Here is a 16211-nt window from a genome sequence, read left to right on the forward strand (position 1 = left end):
CTCCTGGGTGTGACGACCCGGCGACCGTCCGTGCCTAGCGTCGGGGAACGTGACGACCACCCGCCGCCGGGCATCGGCCCTGGTCGGCGTCCTGTCCGCGCTGGCCGTCGGACTCCTCGCGCCGCCGGCGGAGGCGGCCGTGCCGCCGCCGGTGGTCCGCGACCCCGGGTGCGCCGCCCGGCTGGCCGAGCGCCTCGCGCCGGACGGCCGGGACCAGGTGCGCGTGCTCGGCTGCGACCCGGCCGGGCGCGGGCTGGCGGTGGTGGCGCTGGGCGACCCGGCGACCGCGGCGCACGTGGCGGTGCTGGTCCCGGGGTCGGACATCGACCTGGGCACGCTCGCCGACGCCCGGCGGCCGCAGCGCCGTCCCTCCGGCTGGGCGCGGGCGCTGGCCGAGGCCGGCGGGCCGGAGCTCGCCGTCGTGCTGTGGGTGGGCTACCCGACCCCGCAGGGGCTGGGGCTGGACGCCGCCTCCGGCCGCCTCGCCCGCGCCGGGGCCGCGGCGCTGGTCCGCTTCGTCGACGACCTGAGCCCCGCCGGGTCGGTGACCGTGGTCGGGCACAGCTACGGCGCCGTCGTGGTGGCGCTGGCCGCGGACCACCTGGCCGCCGGCGACCTGGTCCTGCTGGCCAGCCCCGGGGCGCGGGCCGGCACGACGGCGGAGCTGGGCACGCCGGCGCGGGTCTGGGCCGGCCGCAGCGACGACGACTGGATCGGCCGGGTGCCCGCGGCCCGCATCGGCGACCTCGGCCACGGCACCGACCCCACCGACCCCGACTTCGGGGCGCGGACCCTGCCCACCGGCGGGGCGGGCGGGCACGACGGCTACTTCCGGCCCGGCTCGGCGTCGCTGGCCGCGATCGCCGCGGTCGCGACCGGCCGGCGGCCCGGGAGCGCCGCGTGACCGCCCGCCGTGATCCGGCCGTCGACGCGCTGCGCGCGCTGGCCGTCGTCGGCGTGGTGCTGGGCCACTGGCTGGTGACGGCGCCGGTCGCGCCGCGGGCGGGCGACGGCGCCGTGCGGCTGGACAGCCCGCTGCGCACGGTGCCGGAGCTGGCGCCGGTCAGCTGGCTGCTGCAGACGCTCGGCCTGTTCTTCCTCGTCGCGGGCTCCGCCGCCGCGCGCAGCTGGTCGGCCGACGGCGGGCCGTGGGGGCGGTGGTGGACGCGCCGCGTCCGCCGGCTGCTCCGGCCGGTCGCCGTCCTGGTGGGCGCGGTGGCCTGCGTCGCGGCGGCCCTGGCGCTGGCCGGCACGTCGCAGAGCCTCGTGCGGCGGGTGGTCGTCCTCTCGCTGAGCCCGCTGTGGTTCCTCGGCGTGCACCTCCTCCTGCTGGCCGCGACACCGGTGCTGGTCCGGCTGGACCGCCGGTTCGGGCGGGCCGCCGTCGTCCTTCCCGTGGCCCTGGCCCTCGCCGCGCCCCCGCTGGTGGTCGCCGCCTGGTGGGTGCCGTGGCAGCTCGGCGTCGCCGCGGCCCGCCGGCCGCTCCCCCGCGCCACCGCCGCCGCGCTGGCGCTCGGCGGCCTCGCCGGGGTGGTGCTGCTCGTCGGCGTCGGCGGGCTCCCGGCCGCGGCGGTGGGCGTGCCGGGCACCGCCGGGTCCAACCTCGACTCGCCCTCGGCCGCCACCGTGTGCCTCGCGCTGGCCCAGGCGGGCCTCGCCGGGCTCGCGGCACCCCGGCTGGCGCGGCTCGGGGACCGGCCGGTGGTCCGCGCCGTCGACCGGGCCGCGCTGCCGGTCTTCCTGCTGCACCAGCCGGGGCTCGTCGCGCTGTGGCTGGCCACCCTGCCGCTGGGCCCGCTGCCGGGCCTGCACGACCCGCCCGGTGGCCCGGGCTGGCTGCTCGCCCGAGCGCTGTGGCTGCTCCCCCTCGCCGCCGTGCTGTCGGAGTGGACCCGTCGGCGTTCCCGCGACGGATCCACTCCGCTCAGGCGGTGACGCCCTCCGCGCGGGCGCAGGCGGCGACCGCAGCCGCGACCGCCTCGGCCACCCGCCGGTCGAGCGGGCTGGGGACGATGTGGTCCGGCCGCAGGTCGTCGCCGACGACGTCGGCGATCGCGGTCGCCGCGGCCAGCTTCATCTCCTCGGTGATCGCCGTGGCGCCGGCGTCGATGGCCCCGCGGAAGACGCCGGGGAAGGCCAGCACGTTGTTGATCTGGTTCGGCAGGTCGCTGCGCCCGGTGGCGACGACGGCGGCGTACTTCGCCGCCATGTCCGGGTCGACCTCGGGGATCGGGTTGGCCAGGGAGAACACGATGCAGTCGTCGGCCATCGCGGCGATCGCCGACTCGGGCACCGAGCCGCCGGAGAGCCCCAGGTAGACGTCGGCGCCGGCGAGCGCGTCGACCATCGTGCCGGCGTGCCCGGCGCGGTTGGTGTTCTCGACCAGCCAGCGCTTGACGGGGGTGAGGTCCTCCCGCCCGGCGTGCAGGATCCCCTTGGAGTCGGCGACCGAGATGTCGCCGATCCCGGCTCCGAGCAGGATCTTCGTGCACGCCACACCGGCCGCGCCGGCGCCGGCGACGACCACCCGCAGGTCGCCGATCTCCCGCCCGACCACCTTCGCGGCGTTGCGCAGGGCGGCCAGGACGACGATCGCCGTCCCGTGCTGGTCGTCGTGCATGACCGGGATGTCGAGCCGCTCGCGCAGCCGGTCCTCGATCTCGAAGCAGCGCGGCGCGCTGATGTCCTCCAGGTTGATCCCGCCGAACGACGGCGCGACCGCGGCCACCGCCTCGACGATCTCGTCGACGTCGGTGGTCGACAGCACGACGGGGACGGCGGACAGCCCGGCGAACTCGCTGAACAGGCAGGCCTTGCCCTCCATCACCGGCAGCGAGGCGGCCGGGCCGATGTCGCCGAGGCCGAGGACCGCGGTGCCGTCGGAGACGACGGCGACCACCCGCGGTGCCCAGGTGAAGCGGCGGGCCAGGGCGGGCTCGGCGGCGATGGCGCTGGAGACCCGGGCGACGCCCGGCGTGTAGGTCAGGGCCAGGTCGGCGATGGACTCGATGGACCGGGTGGGGCGTACCCGCAGCTTGCCGCCCTCGTGCACCGCGAACGCCGGGTCGCCGGCGAAGCGGTCGGGTCTGTCCGCATCGTTGCGCTGGTCACCCATGGAACGGGGAGCGTAATCCCGCCGTGGCAGCCCTCTGACGCCCCCTGCGGGTCGGCAGCGCAGTGTCTCCGTCCGCGTGGCACCGGCCGGTGCTCCTGGTGTGGTGCTTGACACGGCCCAGGGCGGGGACGAGGGTGTCCGCACCCCCGGGGGGACCGCGGTGCGGGCCCGTGTCCGACGAGGTCGGGGCGAGCCGGGGGCGTGACCGACCCTCCGGGAGGCCCCGTGAGCGGAGCGCACGTCCCCGTGGTCGTCGTCGGCGGCAGCCTGGTGGGACTCACCACGTCGCTGCTGCTCTCCACGCACGGGGTGGAGCACCTCCTGGTCGAACGCCACCGGGGCACGGCGGTGCACCCCCGGGCCGCCTCGTTCCACCAGCGCACCATGGAGGTCTTCCGGAGCGCCGGCCTCCAGGAAGCGGTCGAGGCGGCGGCGGCGCGGGAATTCGTGCAGAACGGTGCGATCATCTCGGTGCAGAGCCTCGCCAGCCCCGACATGACGTTCTTCTTCCGGCACTTCAACGAGGGCGTCGAACAGCTGAGCCCGACGTCGCGGTTGTTCATCACGCAGATCGGCCTGGAGCCCGTGCTCCGGGAGCGAGCGCGCGAGCTCGGCGCGGAGCACCGGTACGCCACCGAACTGCTCGACGTCGAGCAGGACGACGACGGGGTCACCGCCGTCGTCCGTCCCCGGGACGGCGGACCGGAGCAGCGGATCCGCTCGGACTTCCTGGTCGCGGCCGACGGCGCGCACAGCTCCGTGCGGGAGCGGCTGGGCATCGGGATGCAGGGCCGGGGAGCGTTCGCCGAGTGCGCGACCATCTACTTCCGCGCCGACATGCGCGAGCTCATCGGGGACCGCAACCTCAGCGTCGTCTACGTCTCCCACCCCGAGCTGCTCGGCTTCTTCCGCTTCTCCATCACCGGCGACTCGGGCTTCCTCGCCGTCTTCTCCACCGTCGGACCCGACGGCGCGGTCGACCGGCACGTCGCCGAGGACCTGGACGCCCCGCGGTGCGTGGACATGGTCCGCAAGGCCCTCGGCCGGCCGGACATCGCCGTGGAGGTGGACGACGTCCAGCGGTGGACCGCGGCCGCGGCGCACGCCGCCGCGTTCGGTGACCGGAGGATCTTCCTCGCCGGCGATGCGGCGCACGTCATGCCGCCGACCGGCGGGTTCGGCGGCAACACCGGCGTGGCCGACGCCCACAACCTGGCGTGGAAGCTGGCCATGGTGACCCGCGGCGCCGCGGGACGCGAGCTGCTGGAGACCTACGACGCCGAGCGGCGCCCGGTCTGCGACCTGATCGTCGAGCAGGCCTACACCCGCTACGCGCTGCGGGTCGACCCGACGCTGCCCCGCGACGACATGGCTCCGGCGATGGACGACCCGTCGATCGAGCTCGGCCCCGTGCACCGCTCCCGGGCGATCCTGGCCGACGAGCCGGACGACGGGGCGCTCCTGGTGGATCCGAGGGGTCCGGGTGGTCGCCCGGGAACTCGCGCGCCGCACCTGCCCGTGACCCGGGACGGCGTCCGGGGGTCGGTGCTCGACCTGTTCGGGTCCGACCTGGTCCTCCTCGCCGGCGCCGGGGGCGACCGCTGGGCGTCCTCGGCCGCGCGGGCTGCCCGCGCGGCCGGGGTGGCCCTGCCGGCGCACCTCGTGGGGGCGACCGGTGCGGTCGTCGACACCGACGGACGGTTCGCCGAGACCTTCGGCATCGAGGACGACGGGGCCGTCGTCGTCCGGCCGGACGGCGTCGTCGCGTGGCGGGCGCGCCGGTGCCCCGAGGACCCGGACGCGGTGCTCGCCGACGTCGTCCGCCGGCTGCTGTTCCGGTAGCGGGTGGGCCGGCTACGCGCCCGCCTCGAGGACGTCGGGCGGAGGTGCGTCCAGCCGGCCGGGCCGTGGCCAGAGCCGGGCGACCACCCGGCCCACCGGCACGGCGACGCCGAACGCGCGGCTGTCGTCGGTGACCAGCGGGTTGTCCCCCACCACCCAGCAGCCGCCCGGTTCCGGGCGCAGGGCCCGCTTCACCACCAGGAGCTCCGGCCGGGCGGGGAACCGGGCCAGGACGACGGTGCCGGGCGCGACCGCGGCCCCCGGGCGGAGCCGGCGGACGAGCAGGCGGTCGCCGTGCCGGACCGTCGGCGACATCGACGGGCCGCTGACGCGGGCCAGCACCCAGGACGTCGCGAGCGGGCTCGCACCGCTCCCCCTGTCGTCCGCGATCACCGCGAGTAGGGTCGCAGACGACCCGATCTCACGACATCCGGAGGCACACCCATGCGTCTGACCCGCATGTTCTCCGCCGTCGAGGCCACCGCGCACTGCGACCTCCCCTGCGGCGTCTACGACCCGGCCCAGGCCCGCATCGAGGCGGAGTCCGTCAAGGCCATCCAGGAGAAGTACCAGGCCAACGACGACCCGGCGTTCCGCACCCGCGCCATCCTGATCAAGGAGCAGCGGTCCGACCTGGTCAAGCACCACCTGTGGGTGCTGTGGACCGACTACTTCAAGCCGCCGCACTTCGAGAAGTACCCGCAGCTGCACGAGCTGTTCAACAAGGCCACCAAGCAGGCCGGCGCGGCCGGCGGCAAGGGCAGCATGGACCCCGCCGAGGGCCAGAAGCTGCTCGACTACATCGCCGAGATCGACAAGATCTTCTGGGAGACCAAGGCCGCGGCCTGATCCCCGGGCGCTCGACGGCGCCGGTCGACGGTCCCCGTCGACCGGCGCCGTCGTCGTCTCGGGTGCGCCGTGCTGCCTCCCGGTACCGTTTGCCCACGATGCGCATCGACCGGGCCGGGTGGCCCTTCATCACCGGGCCGCTCGCCCCCGCCGCCGTCCTGGCGGTCACCCGGCGGCGCGGGACCCGGCTGCTGGCCTGGCCGTTCGTCCTGCTGTCCGCCTACATGGCGGTGTTCTTCCGCGACCCCGACCGGCGCTGCGACGTCGAGGCGCCGGCCGCGGACGACGTCGTCTCCCCCGCCGACGGCGTGGTGATGGTCGCCGGCGAGCCGCAGGAGGGCGTCGCCCCCGAGGACGCGCCCGAGGGCGGCTGGCAGCAGGTGAGCGTGTTCCTGTCGGTCGTCGACGTGCACGTGAACCGCTCGCCGTACCACGGGGAGGTGGTCGAGAGCTCCTACCGCAAGGGCAGCTTCCTGGCCGCCTACCGCAAGGAGTCGGCGCACCGCAACGAGCGCAGCGAGATCCGGCTGCGCGACGGCGAGCGCACCGTCGTGTTCCGGCAGATCGTGGGCGTGCTGGCCCGGCGCATCGTCACCCGCACCGGGACCGGCCGGCGGCTCGCCACCGGCGAGCGCATGGGTCTGATGAAGTTCGGGTCGCGGATGGACGTCTTCGTGCCCCGGGAGTGCACCATCACGGTGCGGAAGGGGCAGCGCGTGCGCGGCGGGGAGACCGTCATCGCGCGCTGGCCCGAAACCCGCTGAGGGGGCTGAGCGCATGCCACCCACCCGCCGCACGGCGACCGTCGAGTTCGTCCGCGGTTCCGGCCGGCGCGCCCGCCGCCGCACGCTCGCCACCCTGCCCAGCCTGTTCACGCTGGCGAACATGATGTGCGGCTTCGCCGCCATCCTCGTGTCCATCCGCGGCCAGTACACCCTCGCCGCGATCCTGGTCGGCCTCTCGGTGGTCTTCGACATCACCGACGGCGCGGTGGCCCGCCTGGTCGGGGCGGTGACCCCGTTCGGGCTGCAGTTCGACTCGCTGGCCGACCTGGTCTCCTTCGGCATGGCGCCGGCGCTGCTGGCCTTCACCCTCTTCTCCGAGGGCGACGACGCCTTCGACCCGCTCGGCTGGATCGCCTGCGCGCTGTGGGTGGCCTGCGCCGCGATCCGGCTCGCCCGCTTCAACACCACGATCGACCCGACGGCCGACAAGCGGTACTTCGTCGGGATGCCCAGCCCCGGCGCGGCCGGCGTCGTGCTCGCCTCGGTGTTCGCGTTCGGCGACCAGATGCAGGGCCGCGACCGGCTGTGGGTGCTGCTCATCGTCGCCGTCCCGGCGCTGCTCATGATCAGCCGGATCCGCTTCCGCTCGTTCCGGTCGCTGGTCAGCCCCAAGAGCCGGCGGCCCTACGGGCTGATCGCCACCGCCGTCCTGCTGCTCGTCGGGTTCCTGACGGTGCCGGTGGTCACCGGCGTCGTCCTCGCCTACGGCTACCTGCTGGCGCCGGTCCTGGTGCCGCTGGTGTCGCCGCTGGGCAGGCTGGTGCCGGACAAGGTCAAGGAAGCGCTGACGTGAGCGGACAGGGGCGTGAGCATCGCAGCGAGGAACGAGCGAGGAGCGGAGTGCCCCGCGGTAGCGAACCGAGGGCGTCATGACGGTCCGCCCGATCCGCCCGGACGACGTCCCCGCCGTGGTGGGCCTGGTGCGCGAGCTGGCCGACTACGAGAAGGCGCTGCACGAGGTGCGGCTGACCGAGGAGCAGCTCTCCGCGTCGCTGTTCGGCGAGCGCCCGGCCCTGTTCGGCCACGTCGCCGAGGTGGACGGCGCCGTCGTCGGCACGGCGCTGTGGTTCCTCAACTTCTCCACCTGGCGCGGTACGCACGGCATCTACCTCGAGGACCTCTACGTGCAGCCGCAGCACCGGGGCACCGGCCTGGGCAAGGAGCTGCTGCGCACGCTGGCCGAGACCTGCGTGCAGCGCGGCTACGACCGGCTGGAGTGGGCGGTGCTGGACTGGAACACGCCCTCGATCGACTTCTACCGCGCCCAGGGCGCGGTGCCGATGGACGAGTGGACCGTCTTCCGCCTCACCGACGACGCCCTGCGCGGCTTCGCCGACCGGGAGGCGGGCGCGCCGGGACCCGCCTAGCCTTCGGGGGATGGCGGACGAGAACCTCCCGGCGCTCGTGCGGCGCCGCATGACGGAGCTCGACCTCACCCCCGAGCAGGCCTCCCGCCTGGCCCGGTGGGCCGTCTCCCCGCAGACGATCGGGCGGCTGGCCGCCGACCGGCACCGCGGCCCGATCAGCGAGCGGCTCGCCGTCGCGCTCGCCGCCGCCCTGGGCGTGCCGGAGAACCGCGTGCGCCGGCTGGCCGGGCTGACGGAGGTCCCCGACGCGCGGGTGGACGTCGAGACCGCGCCGCACCTGCGCCTGATCAGAGGCGGCGGCTGAGGCCCGGTTAGGCTCCGCGCCGTGAGCACCGACCGCAAGAGGGCCGACTGCTGGCTCACCGACATGGACGGCGTGCTGGTGCACGAGGGCAACGCCCTCCCCGGGGCGGCCGACTTCCTGCGGCGGCTGGTCGAGCGCGAGCGGCGCTTCCTGGTGCTGACCAACAACTCGATCTTCACGCCGCGCGACCTCGCGGCGCGGCTCTCGCGGTCGGGGCTGCAGGTGCCGGAGGAGGCCATCTGGACCTCGGCCCTGGCGACGGCGGACTTCCTGTCCAGCCAGCTGCCGGGCGGCTCCGCCTACGTCATCGGCGAGGCGGGGCTGACCACCGCGCTGTACGAGGCGGGTTACACGCTCACCGACACGGACCCGGACTACGTCGTCCTGGGTGAGACGCGGACGTACTCGTTCGAGGCCATCACCCGCGCGATCCGGCTGGTCGGCGACGGCGCCCGGTTCATCGCCACCAACCCCGACGTGACCGGCCCCTCCCCCGAGGGCCCGCTGCCGGCCACCGGCTCGGTCGCCGCGATGATCACCAAGGCCACGGGCGCCGAGCCCTACTTCGTCGGCAAGCCCAACCCGATGATGTTCCGCAGCGCGATGAACCGGATCGAGGCGCACTCGGAGTCGACGGTGATGGTCGGCGACCGCATGGACACCGACGTCGTCGCCGGCATCGAGGCCGGCCTGGAGACCGTGCTGGTGCTCTCGGGCTCGACGAAGGCCGGCGACGTCTCGCGGTTCCCGTTCCGGCCCAGCCGCATCTGCGACTCGATCGCCGACGTCATCGACCTGGTCTAGGGCCCCGCCGCAGGGGCCCGCCGCGAGCGTGCGGGTGGTGGGGGGCGGAGGGGCCCTCCTTCAGTCGCCCCGGCGCTGGAAGAAGGCCAGCCGCGACTCGGGGGTGGCCAGCAGGTAGAGGGTGACGGCGACCGGCACCAGCATCGGGATGCCGACCTGCTGCTGCTGGTACTCGAACGCGGCCGTCAGGCCGATCGCGCCCAGCAGCAGCTGCACCGCGACCACCGGACCCCGCGCCCACGCCGACAACCGCCACAGCCCGCGCGCGCAGCCGGCGAGCAGCACCGCGCCGAGCAGGGCGAACACCACCAGCCCCCAGGCGCCCGAGTCGCTGTCGGCCTCACCGGTGAGGGTCCGCAGCCCCAGGTAGGCGGCGACGACGACGAGGAACACCGCCTCCAGGGCCACCACCAGCGCCGCCCAGCGGACGCTGCGCGGGGTCTCCGACTCCTCGCGCGCGGGCTCGGGCGCCGACGGCTCGGCGGCGGCACCCAGCAGCCGGTCGGCGCGGCTGCGCCTGCGGGAGGGCTCCGTCGTCACGGCCGCGAGACTACGCGCGCCCCACCAGCCCCCCGGCTCCCGTCTCCAGCCGGTGCGGTGGCCCTGCGCTGGCTAGCCTGGCGGTATGCGCGCGCTCGTGGTGGTCAACCCGGCGGCGACCGCCACGACCGCGCGGGGCCGCGACGTCCTCGTGGGCGCGCTCGCCAGCGAGCTCAAGGTGGACGTCGTCGAGACCGAGCGGCGCGGCCACGGCCACGAGCTGGGCCGGCGCGCCGTGGCCGACGGCGTCGACGTCGTCGTGACCCTCGGCGGCGACGGCACGGTCAACGAGGTGGTCAACGGCCTCCTCGAGCACGGACCGGCGCCGCACCTGCCGAACCTCGCCGTCGTCCCGGGTGGCTCGACGAACGTCTTCGCGCGGGCGCTGGGCCTCTCCCGCCGCCCGATCGAGGCCACCGCCCAGGTCCTCGAGGCGCTGCGCACCGGCCGCAGCCGGCTGGTCTCCCTGGGCACGGCGAGCGCCACCGGCACCAGCACCGCGCCGGTGGCGCAGCACGACGAGGCCAGCGCGCCGGCCGTCGCCGCCGCGGACGCCGCCGCCGACCCGACCTGGACCGCGCCGCGCTGGTTCGTCTTCGCCGCCGGGCTGGGCTTCGACGCCGACGTCATCGCGCGGGTGGAGGCCCAGCGGGCGCGGGGCCGGCGCTCCACCGGCGCGCTGTACGTCCGCGAGGCCACCAGCGCCTTCCTGCTGGGCACGGAGCGCCGGCGCCCGGCGATGACGCTCCGGGTCGACGGCGAGCCGCCGGTCGACGAGCTGTTCCTCTGCCTGTTCTCCAACGTCAGCCCCTGGACCTACCTGGGCGCCCGGCCGGTCAACCCGAGCCCCGAGGCCTCGTTCGACACCGGCCTGGACGTCTTCGCGATGGGCCGGATGGGCCCGCTGCGCATGCTGCACACGCTGCGGCAGGTGATGGCCCGTCGTCCCGATGCCCGGGGGCGGGGCGTGCACCGCTGGCACGACCTGCCGGAGGTCGAGATCTCGGCGTCCCGGCCGCAGGGCTGGCAGGTCGACGGCGACCACCTGGGGACGGCGACGGGGCTGCGCGTGCGCGACGTCCCCGCGGCCCTGCGCGTCATCTGCTGACCACCGGTCCCGCACAGTCCGCGCACAGGCGCCGACCTGGGCGCCTAGCACGGAACCGGCCCTTGCGGTCAAGCCCTTCGCCGGTGTGGTGGACACGTCGAGTGGCGCGCCTATCACGCCCGTGGTGAGGTTGCTCACGAGGGGGTCCCACCCGACCTCGAATCGCTTGACAGGCGTCCGGCTCGTGAAAACATCGCGAGAGGAACGCAACCTGCCGGTAACAAAGCAGGTAGTCGCTGAGCCACGGCGCTGGGCAACCGGTGTCGGACCGCGGAGCGGACCGAAGCCGTGCGACCTGTCGCAAACCGTAGACGACACCGAGGAGTACACCGCCATGGACTGGCGCCACCGCGCCCTGTGCCGCGACGAGGACCCGGAGCTGTTCTTCCCCATCGGGACGACGGGTCCGGCGACCGTGCAGATCGAGCAGGCGAAGGCGGTGTGCCGGCGCTGCCCGGTCGTCCAGTCGTGCCTCGACTGGGCGCTCCGGTCGGGCCAGGACTCCGGTGTCTGGGGCGGCCTGTCGGAGGACGAGCGCCGCGCGCTCAAGCGCCGCCAGGCCCGCACCCGGGCGTACACCGCCTGAGTCCCGAGCACCACTGGCGCGGCACCCCGCGCACCACGCCGCGAGGCCGGTCCGGACCCCCGGACCGGCCTCGCGGCGTTGCGGGGGTCAGCGGCGCGGCAGCCCGGCGCCGGGCAGGCTGAGCACCACCTCGGTCCCGCGGCCGCCGGCGGCCGGCCCCATCTCGAGGCCGCCGCCCAGCTCTCCGGTCACCAGCGTGCGCACGATCTGCAGCCCGAGCCCGTCGCTGGCCGCCGGGTCGAAGCCCTCGGGCAGCCCCAGCCCGTCGTCCCGGACGCGGACGACGAGGTCGGGCCCGTCGCGCTCGGCGACCAGCTCGATCGTGCCCGGCTCGCCGTCGCCGAAGGCGTGCTCGGCGGCGTTCTGCAGCAGCTCGGTGACCGCCATGACCAGCGGCGTGGCCGCGGAGGCGGGCAGCTCCCCGAACGTGCCCACGCGGCGGGCCCGCGCGGCGGGACCGACCACGGCCAGGTCGCCGAGCATGGGCAGCACCCGGTCCAGGACGTCGTCCACGGCGACGACGTCCTCGCGGCTGCCGGCCAGCGTCTCGTGGACGACGGCGATCGACGCCACCCGCCGCACCGACTCCTCCAGGGCGGCCCGCGCCGCCGGCTCGGTCATGCGGCGGGCCTGCAGCCGCAGCAGCGCCGCGACCGTCTGCAGGTTGTTCTTCACCCGGTGGTGGATCTCCCGGATGGTCGCGTCCTTGGTCAGCAGCGCGCGGTCGCGGCGCCGGACGTCGGTCACGTCGCGGACGAGCACCAGCGCGCCGGCCTCCGCCCCGGGCGCCTGCAGCGGCAGGGCGCGGACCAGCATCGTGGCGGCCGGCCCCTCGACGTCCATGGGGTCGGGGAACCGGCCGGCGACCGCGGCGGTGATGCCGGCGGCCACGGCCTCCCCCGCCACCCGGTCGGCCGACGCCGACCGGGTCAGCTCGGCCAGGTCGGCGCCGACCAGGTCACCGGTCAGGCCCATGCGGCGGTAGGCCGACAGCGCGTTGGGGCTGGCGTAGGTGGCCCGGCCCTCGGCGTCCAGGCGCACCAGGCCGTCACCCACGCGCGGGCTCATCTCGGCGTCCTGCAGCTTCTGCGGCGGGAAGGTGCCGGCCGAGACCATGAGGCAGAGGTCGGCGGCGATGTCGAGGTAGGTGAGCTCGAGGGTCGACGGCGAGCGGGTGACGGCGAGGTTGGTGTCCTTGGCCAGGACGGCGACGACGACGCCGTCGTGCCGCACCGGGATCACCTCGCGCCTCCGGGGGCTGGCCCCCGACCAGTCGGGCTCGCCCTCGGTGACCGGCCGGCCCTCCCGGTAGGCGACGACGAACGGCTCGGCGGCCGGTCCGGAGGACTCGGCGCCGACCAGGTCGTCGGGCTGGCTCGTCGGCGCCGTCAGCGGGCGGACCTGCGCGACGCACCACCAGTTGCCCGTCTGCAGCGGCACCCACAGCGTGAGGTCGGCGAACGCCAGGTCGGCCAGCAGCTGCCAGTCGGCGACCAGCCGGCGGGCGTGGTCGACCTGGGACGGGGAGGACGCCGACCCGCGGTTCAGGCGCTCGGAGAGGCTTCTCATGGTGGTTCCGAGCGTAGGAGGCGCCACCGCCTACGCTGCCCGCGTGGTCGAGACGTCATCCCTGCGCGTGGACGCGGCGACGCCCGAGGACTTCCCGCGGATCGCCGAGCTCACCGCCGGCGTCTACCGCGACGAGGGGCTGGCGCCGGCGGAGTACCTCGCCGAGCTGCGCGACGTCGCCGGCCGGGCGCAGCGGGCGCAGCTGCTCGTGGCCCGCGACGGCGACGCGGTCGTCGGCAGCGTGGCGCTGGTGCTCGACGGCGACTTCGGGGAGATCACCGACTCCGCCGAGGAGGCGGCGTTCCGCATGCTCGTCGTCGACCCGGCCGCGCGCGGGCGCGGCGTCGGCGAGCTGCTCGTCGAGACCTGCCTGGCCGAGGCGCGGGCGGCCGGCAAGCGGCGGATGGTGCTGTCGACCGACCCGAAGATGGTGGCCGCGCACCGGCTCTACGAGCGGCTCGGCTTCACCCGGCTGCCCGAGCGCGACTGGTCCCCGCTGCCCGGCGTGAACCTGATGGCCTACGTGCTGGAGTTCTGACTCAGCCTTCGACCGTGGCGATGAGGTCGCCCTCCTGGAGGACCTCGCCCTCGCTCACGTGGAGCTCCCTGACGGTCCCGGCGCGCTCGGTGAGCACCGGGATCTCCATCTTCATGGACTCGAGGATCACCAGCGTGTCACCGGCCGCGACCTCGCTGCCCGCGGTGACGAGGACCTTCCAGACGCTGGAGACCATCTCCGCGTGGATCTCCTCCACCGCCACGCCGGGCCTCCTCCGCACTCGCCGTCCGCTGTCGTGGACATCCTGGCACGTCGGGGGCACGGCGGGGATCAGCCGGCGGGTGTCGGCGACCCGGCGGCGAGCCGCTCGAGGACGGCGCAGATCTCCTCGCCGTCGTGCGGCACGCCGGTCTCGGGCAGGCCGCTGAGCACCTGGCTGACCGCCTGCGCGGCCGTGCGGGTGTCCTCGGCGCCGGCGCTCACCGTGGCCAGCAGCGCGTCGTACCAGCCGTCGAGCCGGTCCCGGGGGTCGTAGCCGCTGACCGCGACGACGTCGGCACCGGCCACCGACCTGCGCCCGGACGCCGGGAGCCGGCCGGTGACCCGCCCCGCCGTGCCGGGCGGGAGCGTCGACCGCAGCTGCACGGCGACCGCCGCCCGCGGCGTGCCCGGCTGCGGGTCGGCGGCGCGGGCCCGGCGACCGGAGGCGCTGCGCAGCGCGAGCTCGACCGCGTCGACCGCGTGCGCGCGCTCGAGCACCACCATGTCCAGCGAGAAGCCGGCCGCGACCTCGGTCAGCTCGCCGTCCGGGGAGATGCCGACGGTGACCAGGCCCCGCCAGCCGACGTCCTTGAGCCGGCGGGCGGCGGGCGGCACCTCGACCGACCTCGGGGTCCACGACACCCGCGCGATGCCGGCCGCGCGGTCGCGGGACACCGGCGTCAGGTAGCGCAGGCCCTCGTCGGTGACCCAGGCGAGGAAGCCGCGCTCGCTGGCCGGCTCGACGCCGTCCCCACCGAGCCGCTCGAGCACGTCGGCGACCGGACCGATCCAGGTCAGCCCCGCCCGGCGCACCGCCGCGGCGAGCCGGACGTTGCCGGCCAGCGCCGGTGGCACCGGCAGCACGGCGGCGGCGCCGCTGCGCAGGGCGGCCTCGACGATCCGGTCGACGGCGAGGTAGGACTCGGCCGCCGGGGCAGGACCGAGCAGCACCGCGTCGTCGGCCAGCCGCACGTGCCGGGCGTTCCGCTCCGCCTCCGAGTGGACGGCGATCGCCTTGACCCCCAGCCGGGTGCACGCGGCGATGACGGCGCAGGCCGCGGGTCCGCGGCCTGCGACGAGCACGCTCTCGATCCCCAGGTCCATCTCTGCCCAGCTCTCCGCAACTGCCCCGTCCGGCTCGGTGCCGGACCTCCCCGTGAGAGGCTTGCCCTGTCAGCTTGGCCGGTCGGCCGCCCGCGTACACCCCTGGGCGCCGATTTTCCGGCATCCCCCACTCCCCAGGAGGCAGCCATGTCCAAGCGCGGACGCAAGCGTCGCAGCCGCAAGAAGAGCAACGCCAACCACGGCAAGCGGCCGAACGCCTGAACGCACGAGGGCCCGGCTCCCCTGGGGGAGCCGGGCCCTCGTGCGTCCGGGTCAGGCGGGGGTCGGCCGCTCGCCGGCCTCGCGGACCACCTCGGACGTCACCTTCTCGACGGTGACCTGCGTGCCGTCCTCCTCGAAGGAGACGGTGGTCAGCTGCAGCTTGATCCGCTCCCGCAGGCCGGGGGGCGGGACGTCGCCGCCGCAGCGGCGGCGGACCAGGGCCTTGAACTCCTGCTCGATCCCGAACTGGCGCAGACAGCTCGAGCAGTCCTCGAGGTGCTCGGCGATCACCGCCCGGCGCGAGTCGTCGGTCTCGTGGTCCAGGAACTCGAAGACGTGCGACAGGACGTCGTCGCACGAGTGGATCTCGATCGGCTCGCCCACGTGGTCGTCGTCGGTCACTTGGAGCTCGCCTCCTCCCCGGCACCGGCGCGGACGAACCCTCGTTCGCGCGCGTAGTCGGCCAGCAGCTTCTGCAGCCCCCGCCGGCCGCGGTGCAGCCGGGACATCACCGTGCCGATGGGCGTGCCCATGATCTCGGCGATCTCCTTGTAGGCGAAGCCCTCCACGTCGGCGAGGTAGACCGCGAGCCGGAAGTCCTCGGGCAGCTGCTGCAGGGCCTCCTTGATGTCGGAGTCCGGCAGGTGGTCCAGGGCCTCGATCTCGGCCGAGCGCAGCCCGCTGGAGCTGTGCTCCTCGGCGGCGTAGAGCTGCCAGTCCTGCACCTGGTCGGTGGGGTACTGCTGCGGCTGGCGCTGCTTCTTGCGGTAGCTGTTGATGTAGGTGTTGGTCAGGATCCGGTACAGCCAGGCCTTGAGGTTCGTGCCCTCGGCGAACTGGTGGAAGGCCGAGTAGGCCTTGACGAACGTCTCCTGGACCAGGTCCTCGGCGTCGGCCGGGTTGCGGGTCATCCGCAGCGCGGCCGGGTAGAGCTGGTCCAGGTACGGCAGGGCGTCGCGCTCGAACCGGGCGTCGCGCTCCTCGCGGGTCTCGGCGGCCTGGGTGCGGCTGCCGCCCTCCCCCGCCTCCGGGACCTCGACCGGGGCGCCCACGACCGGGGCGTCGTCCTGCTCGTCGACCGGATTGATGCTGGTGGGCTCCTCGGGCACCGACCGTCCTCTCTGCGACCCCCGCATGCGGGAGACCACGTCGGTCGATCCTAGTCGCGGGGCATCCGGGCGGCCCGGGGGCCGATTGCGTACGGACTGCCGACGGGCGGCGGAGACGGTGCTGCTCACGCCTCCTCCAACCGCGCC

21 protein-coding genes are annotated in these 16211 nt (G+C 75.3%); 13 read left to right on the top strand and 8 right to left on the bottom strand.

The window, feature by feature from the left end; all coding sequences use genetic code 11:
* The first annotated feature begins 49 nt into the window (after nucleotides 1–49).
* Both ACI8AF_RS19810 and ACI8AF_RS19815 read left to right on the top strand, forming a co-directional pair.
* Nucleotides 50–904 (top strand): alpha/beta hydrolase, encoded by an 855-nt coding sequence (locus ACI8AF_RS19810; protein WP_456541463.1) that lies wholly within the window; start codon nucleotides 50–52, stop codon nucleotides 902–904.
* A complete protein-coding gene (locus ACI8AF_RS19815; RefSeq protein ID WP_456541464.1) occupies nucleotides 901–1935 on the top strand; it encodes an acyltransferase family protein in 1035 nt (344 codons plus the stop codon). Before ACI8AF_RS19810 ends, ACI8AF_RS19815 begins: the two co-directional genes overlap by 4 nt.
* Here the strand turns inward: ACI8AF_RS19815 and ACI8AF_RS19820 are convergent.
* Nucleotides 1925–3115 (bottom strand): NAD(P)-dependent malic enzyme, encoded by a 1191-nt coding sequence (locus ACI8AF_RS19820; protein WP_456541465.1) that lies wholly within the window; start codon nucleotides 3113–3115, stop codon nucleotides 1925–1927. The two genes, ACI8AF_RS19815 and ACI8AF_RS19820, sit on opposite strands and share 11 nt — an antisense overlap.
* Before the next feature lie 225 nt (nucleotides 3116–3340).
* Between ACI8AF_RS19820 and ACI8AF_RS19825 the strand changes: the two genes are divergently transcribed.
* Complete coding sequence (locus tag ACI8AF_RS19825; RefSeq protein WP_456541466.1) at nucleotides 3341–4957, top strand: FAD-dependent monooxygenase; 1617 nt, start codon at nucleotides 3341–3343, stop codon at nucleotides 4955–4957.
* Nucleotides 4958–4969: 12 nt separating this feature from the next.
* Here the strand turns inward: ACI8AF_RS19825 and ACI8AF_RS19830 are convergent, their stop codons facing one another.
* On the bottom strand, nucleotides 4970–5350 hold the full coding sequence (locus tag ACI8AF_RS19830) for a S26 family signal peptidase (protein ID WP_456541467.1): 381 nt from the start codon (nucleotides 5348–5350) through the stop codon (nucleotides 4970–4972).
* A gap of 51 nt (nucleotides 5351–5401) precedes the next feature.
* Here ACI8AF_RS19830 and sodN point away from each other — a divergent pair, with 51 nt between their 5' ends.
* The 6 genes from sodN to ACI8AF_RS19860 all read left to right on the top strand — a co-directional run bounded on the left by sodN (nucleotide 5402) and on the right by ACI8AF_RS19860 (nucleotide 9066).
* Entirely contained in the window at nucleotides 5402–5806 is a 405-nt protein-coding gene (gene sodN, locus ACI8AF_RS19835; RefSeq protein ID WP_456541468.1) for a superoxide dismutase, Ni, read from the top strand.
* A gap of 98 nt (nucleotides 5807–5904) precedes the next feature.
* On the top strand, nucleotides 5905–6570 hold the full coding sequence (locus ACI8AF_RS19840) for a phosphatidylserine decarboxylase (protein WP_456541469.1): 666 nt from the start codon (nucleotides 5905–5907) through the stop codon (nucleotides 6568–6570).
* A 13-nt stretch (nucleotides 6571–6583) separates the two neighbouring features.
* Nucleotides 6584–7384: a CDP-diacylglycerol--serine O-phosphatidyltransferase gene (pssA, locus tag ACI8AF_RS19845; RefSeq protein WP_456541470.1), complete on the top strand. Its 801-nt coding sequence runs from the start codon at nucleotides 6584–6586 to the stop codon at nucleotides 7382–7384.
* A 76-nt stretch (nucleotides 7385–7460) separates the two neighbouring features.
* Nucleotides 7461–7958: an N-acetyltransferase family protein gene (locus ACI8AF_RS19850; protein WP_456541471.1), complete on the top strand. Its 498-nt coding sequence runs from the start codon at nucleotides 7461–7463 to the stop codon at nucleotides 7956–7958.
* 10 nt (nucleotides 7959–7968) lie between these two features.
* The gene (locus ACI8AF_RS19855) at nucleotides 7969–8262 is read left to right on the top strand and encodes a helix-turn-helix domain-containing protein (RefSeq protein WP_456541472.1); all 294 of its coding nucleotides are present in this window, start codon (nucleotides 7969–7971) and stop codon (nucleotides 8260–8262) included.
* A 21-nt stretch (nucleotides 8263–8283) separates the two neighbouring features.
* A complete protein-coding gene (locus ACI8AF_RS19860; protein WP_456541473.1) occupies nucleotides 8284–9066 on the top strand; it encodes an HAD-IIA family hydrolase in 783 nt (260 codons plus the stop codon).
* A 60-nt stretch (nucleotides 9067–9126) separates the two neighbouring features.
* Here ACI8AF_RS19860 and ACI8AF_RS19865 read toward each other — a convergent pair whose 3' ends face one another.
* The gene (locus tag ACI8AF_RS19865; RefSeq protein WP_456541474.1) at nucleotides 9127–9606 is read right to left on the bottom strand and encodes a hypothetical protein; all 480 of its coding nucleotides are present in this window, start codon (nucleotides 9604–9606) and stop codon (nucleotides 9127–9129) included.
* A gap of 85 nt (nucleotides 9607–9691) precedes the next feature.
* Between ACI8AF_RS19865 and ACI8AF_RS19870 the strand changes: the two genes are divergently transcribed.
* Together ACI8AF_RS19870 and ACI8AF_RS19875 are read left to right on the top strand one after the other, a co-directional pair.
* Entirely contained in the window at nucleotides 9692–10714 is a 1023-nt protein-coding gene (locus tag ACI8AF_RS19870; protein ID WP_456541475.1) for a diacylglycerol/lipid kinase family protein, read from the top strand.
* A 334-nt stretch (nucleotides 10715–11048) separates the two neighbouring features.
* Nucleotides 11049–11300 carry a WhiB family transcriptional regulator gene (locus ACI8AF_RS19875; protein ID WP_456541476.1) on the top strand — a complete coding sequence of 84 codons (252 nt, stop codon included), beginning with the start codon at nucleotides 11049–11051 and terminating at the stop codon, nucleotides 11298–11300.
* A gap of 87 nt (nucleotides 11301–11387) precedes the next feature.
* Here ACI8AF_RS19875 and ACI8AF_RS19880 read toward each other — a convergent pair whose 3' ends face one another.
* Nucleotides 11388–12869, bottom strand: coding sequence for a sensor histidine kinase (locus ACI8AF_RS19880; RefSeq protein WP_456541477.1), 1482 nt, complete (start codon nucleotides 12867–12869; stop codon nucleotides 11388–11390).
* 43 nt (nucleotides 12870–12912) lie between these two features.
* Here ACI8AF_RS19880 and ACI8AF_RS19885 point away from each other — a divergent pair, with 43 nt between their 5' ends.
* A complete protein-coding gene (locus ACI8AF_RS19885; RefSeq protein ID WP_456541478.1) occupies nucleotides 12913–13407 on the top strand; it encodes a GNAT family N-acetyltransferase in 495 nt (164 codons plus the stop codon).
* Between the two features lies 1 nt (nucleotide 13408).
* Here ACI8AF_RS19885 and ACI8AF_RS19890 read toward each other — a convergent pair whose 3' ends face one another.
* Together ACI8AF_RS19890 and ACI8AF_RS19895 are read right to left on the bottom strand one after the other, a co-directional pair.
* Complete coding sequence (locus ACI8AF_RS19890; protein ID WP_456541479.1) at nucleotides 13409–13630, bottom strand: biotin/lipoyl-binding carrier protein; 222 nt, start codon at nucleotides 13628–13630, stop codon at nucleotides 13409–13411.
* A 68-nt stretch (nucleotides 13631–13698) separates the two neighbouring features.
* The gene (locus tag ACI8AF_RS19895; protein ID WP_456541480.1) at nucleotides 13699–14733 is read right to left on the bottom strand and encodes a biotin carboxylase N-terminal domain-containing protein; all 1035 of its coding nucleotides are present in this window, start codon (nucleotides 14731–14733) and stop codon (nucleotides 13699–13701) included.
* 147 nt (nucleotides 14734–14880) lie between these two features.
* Here ACI8AF_RS19895 and ACI8AF_RS19900 point away from each other — a divergent pair, with 147 nt between their 5' ends.
* Nucleotides 14881–14955 (top strand): 50S ribosomal protein bL37, encoded by a 75-nt coding sequence (locus tag ACI8AF_RS19900; RefSeq protein WP_436277841.1) that lies wholly within the window; start codon nucleotides 14881–14883, stop codon nucleotides 14953–14955.
* A gap of 51 nt (nucleotides 14956–15006) precedes the next feature.
* Here ACI8AF_RS19900 and rsrA read toward each other — a convergent pair whose 3' ends face one another.
* A complete protein-coding gene (rsrA, locus tag ACI8AF_RS19905; protein ID WP_456541481.1) occupies nucleotides 15007–15357 on the bottom strand; it encodes a mycothiol system anti-sigma-R factor in 351 nt (116 codons plus the stop codon).
* Nucleotides 15354–16064: a sigma-70 family RNA polymerase sigma factor gene (locus tag ACI8AF_RS19910; RefSeq protein ID WP_456541482.1), complete on the bottom strand. Its 711-nt coding sequence runs from the start codon at nucleotides 16062–16064 to the stop codon at nucleotides 15354–15356. The genes rsrA and ACI8AF_RS19910 overlap by 4 nt, the downstream gene beginning before the upstream one ends.
* Nucleotides 16065–16211 lie beyond the last annotated feature (147 nt).

The organism is Blastococcus sp. SYSU D00669, from assembly GCF_054050715.1.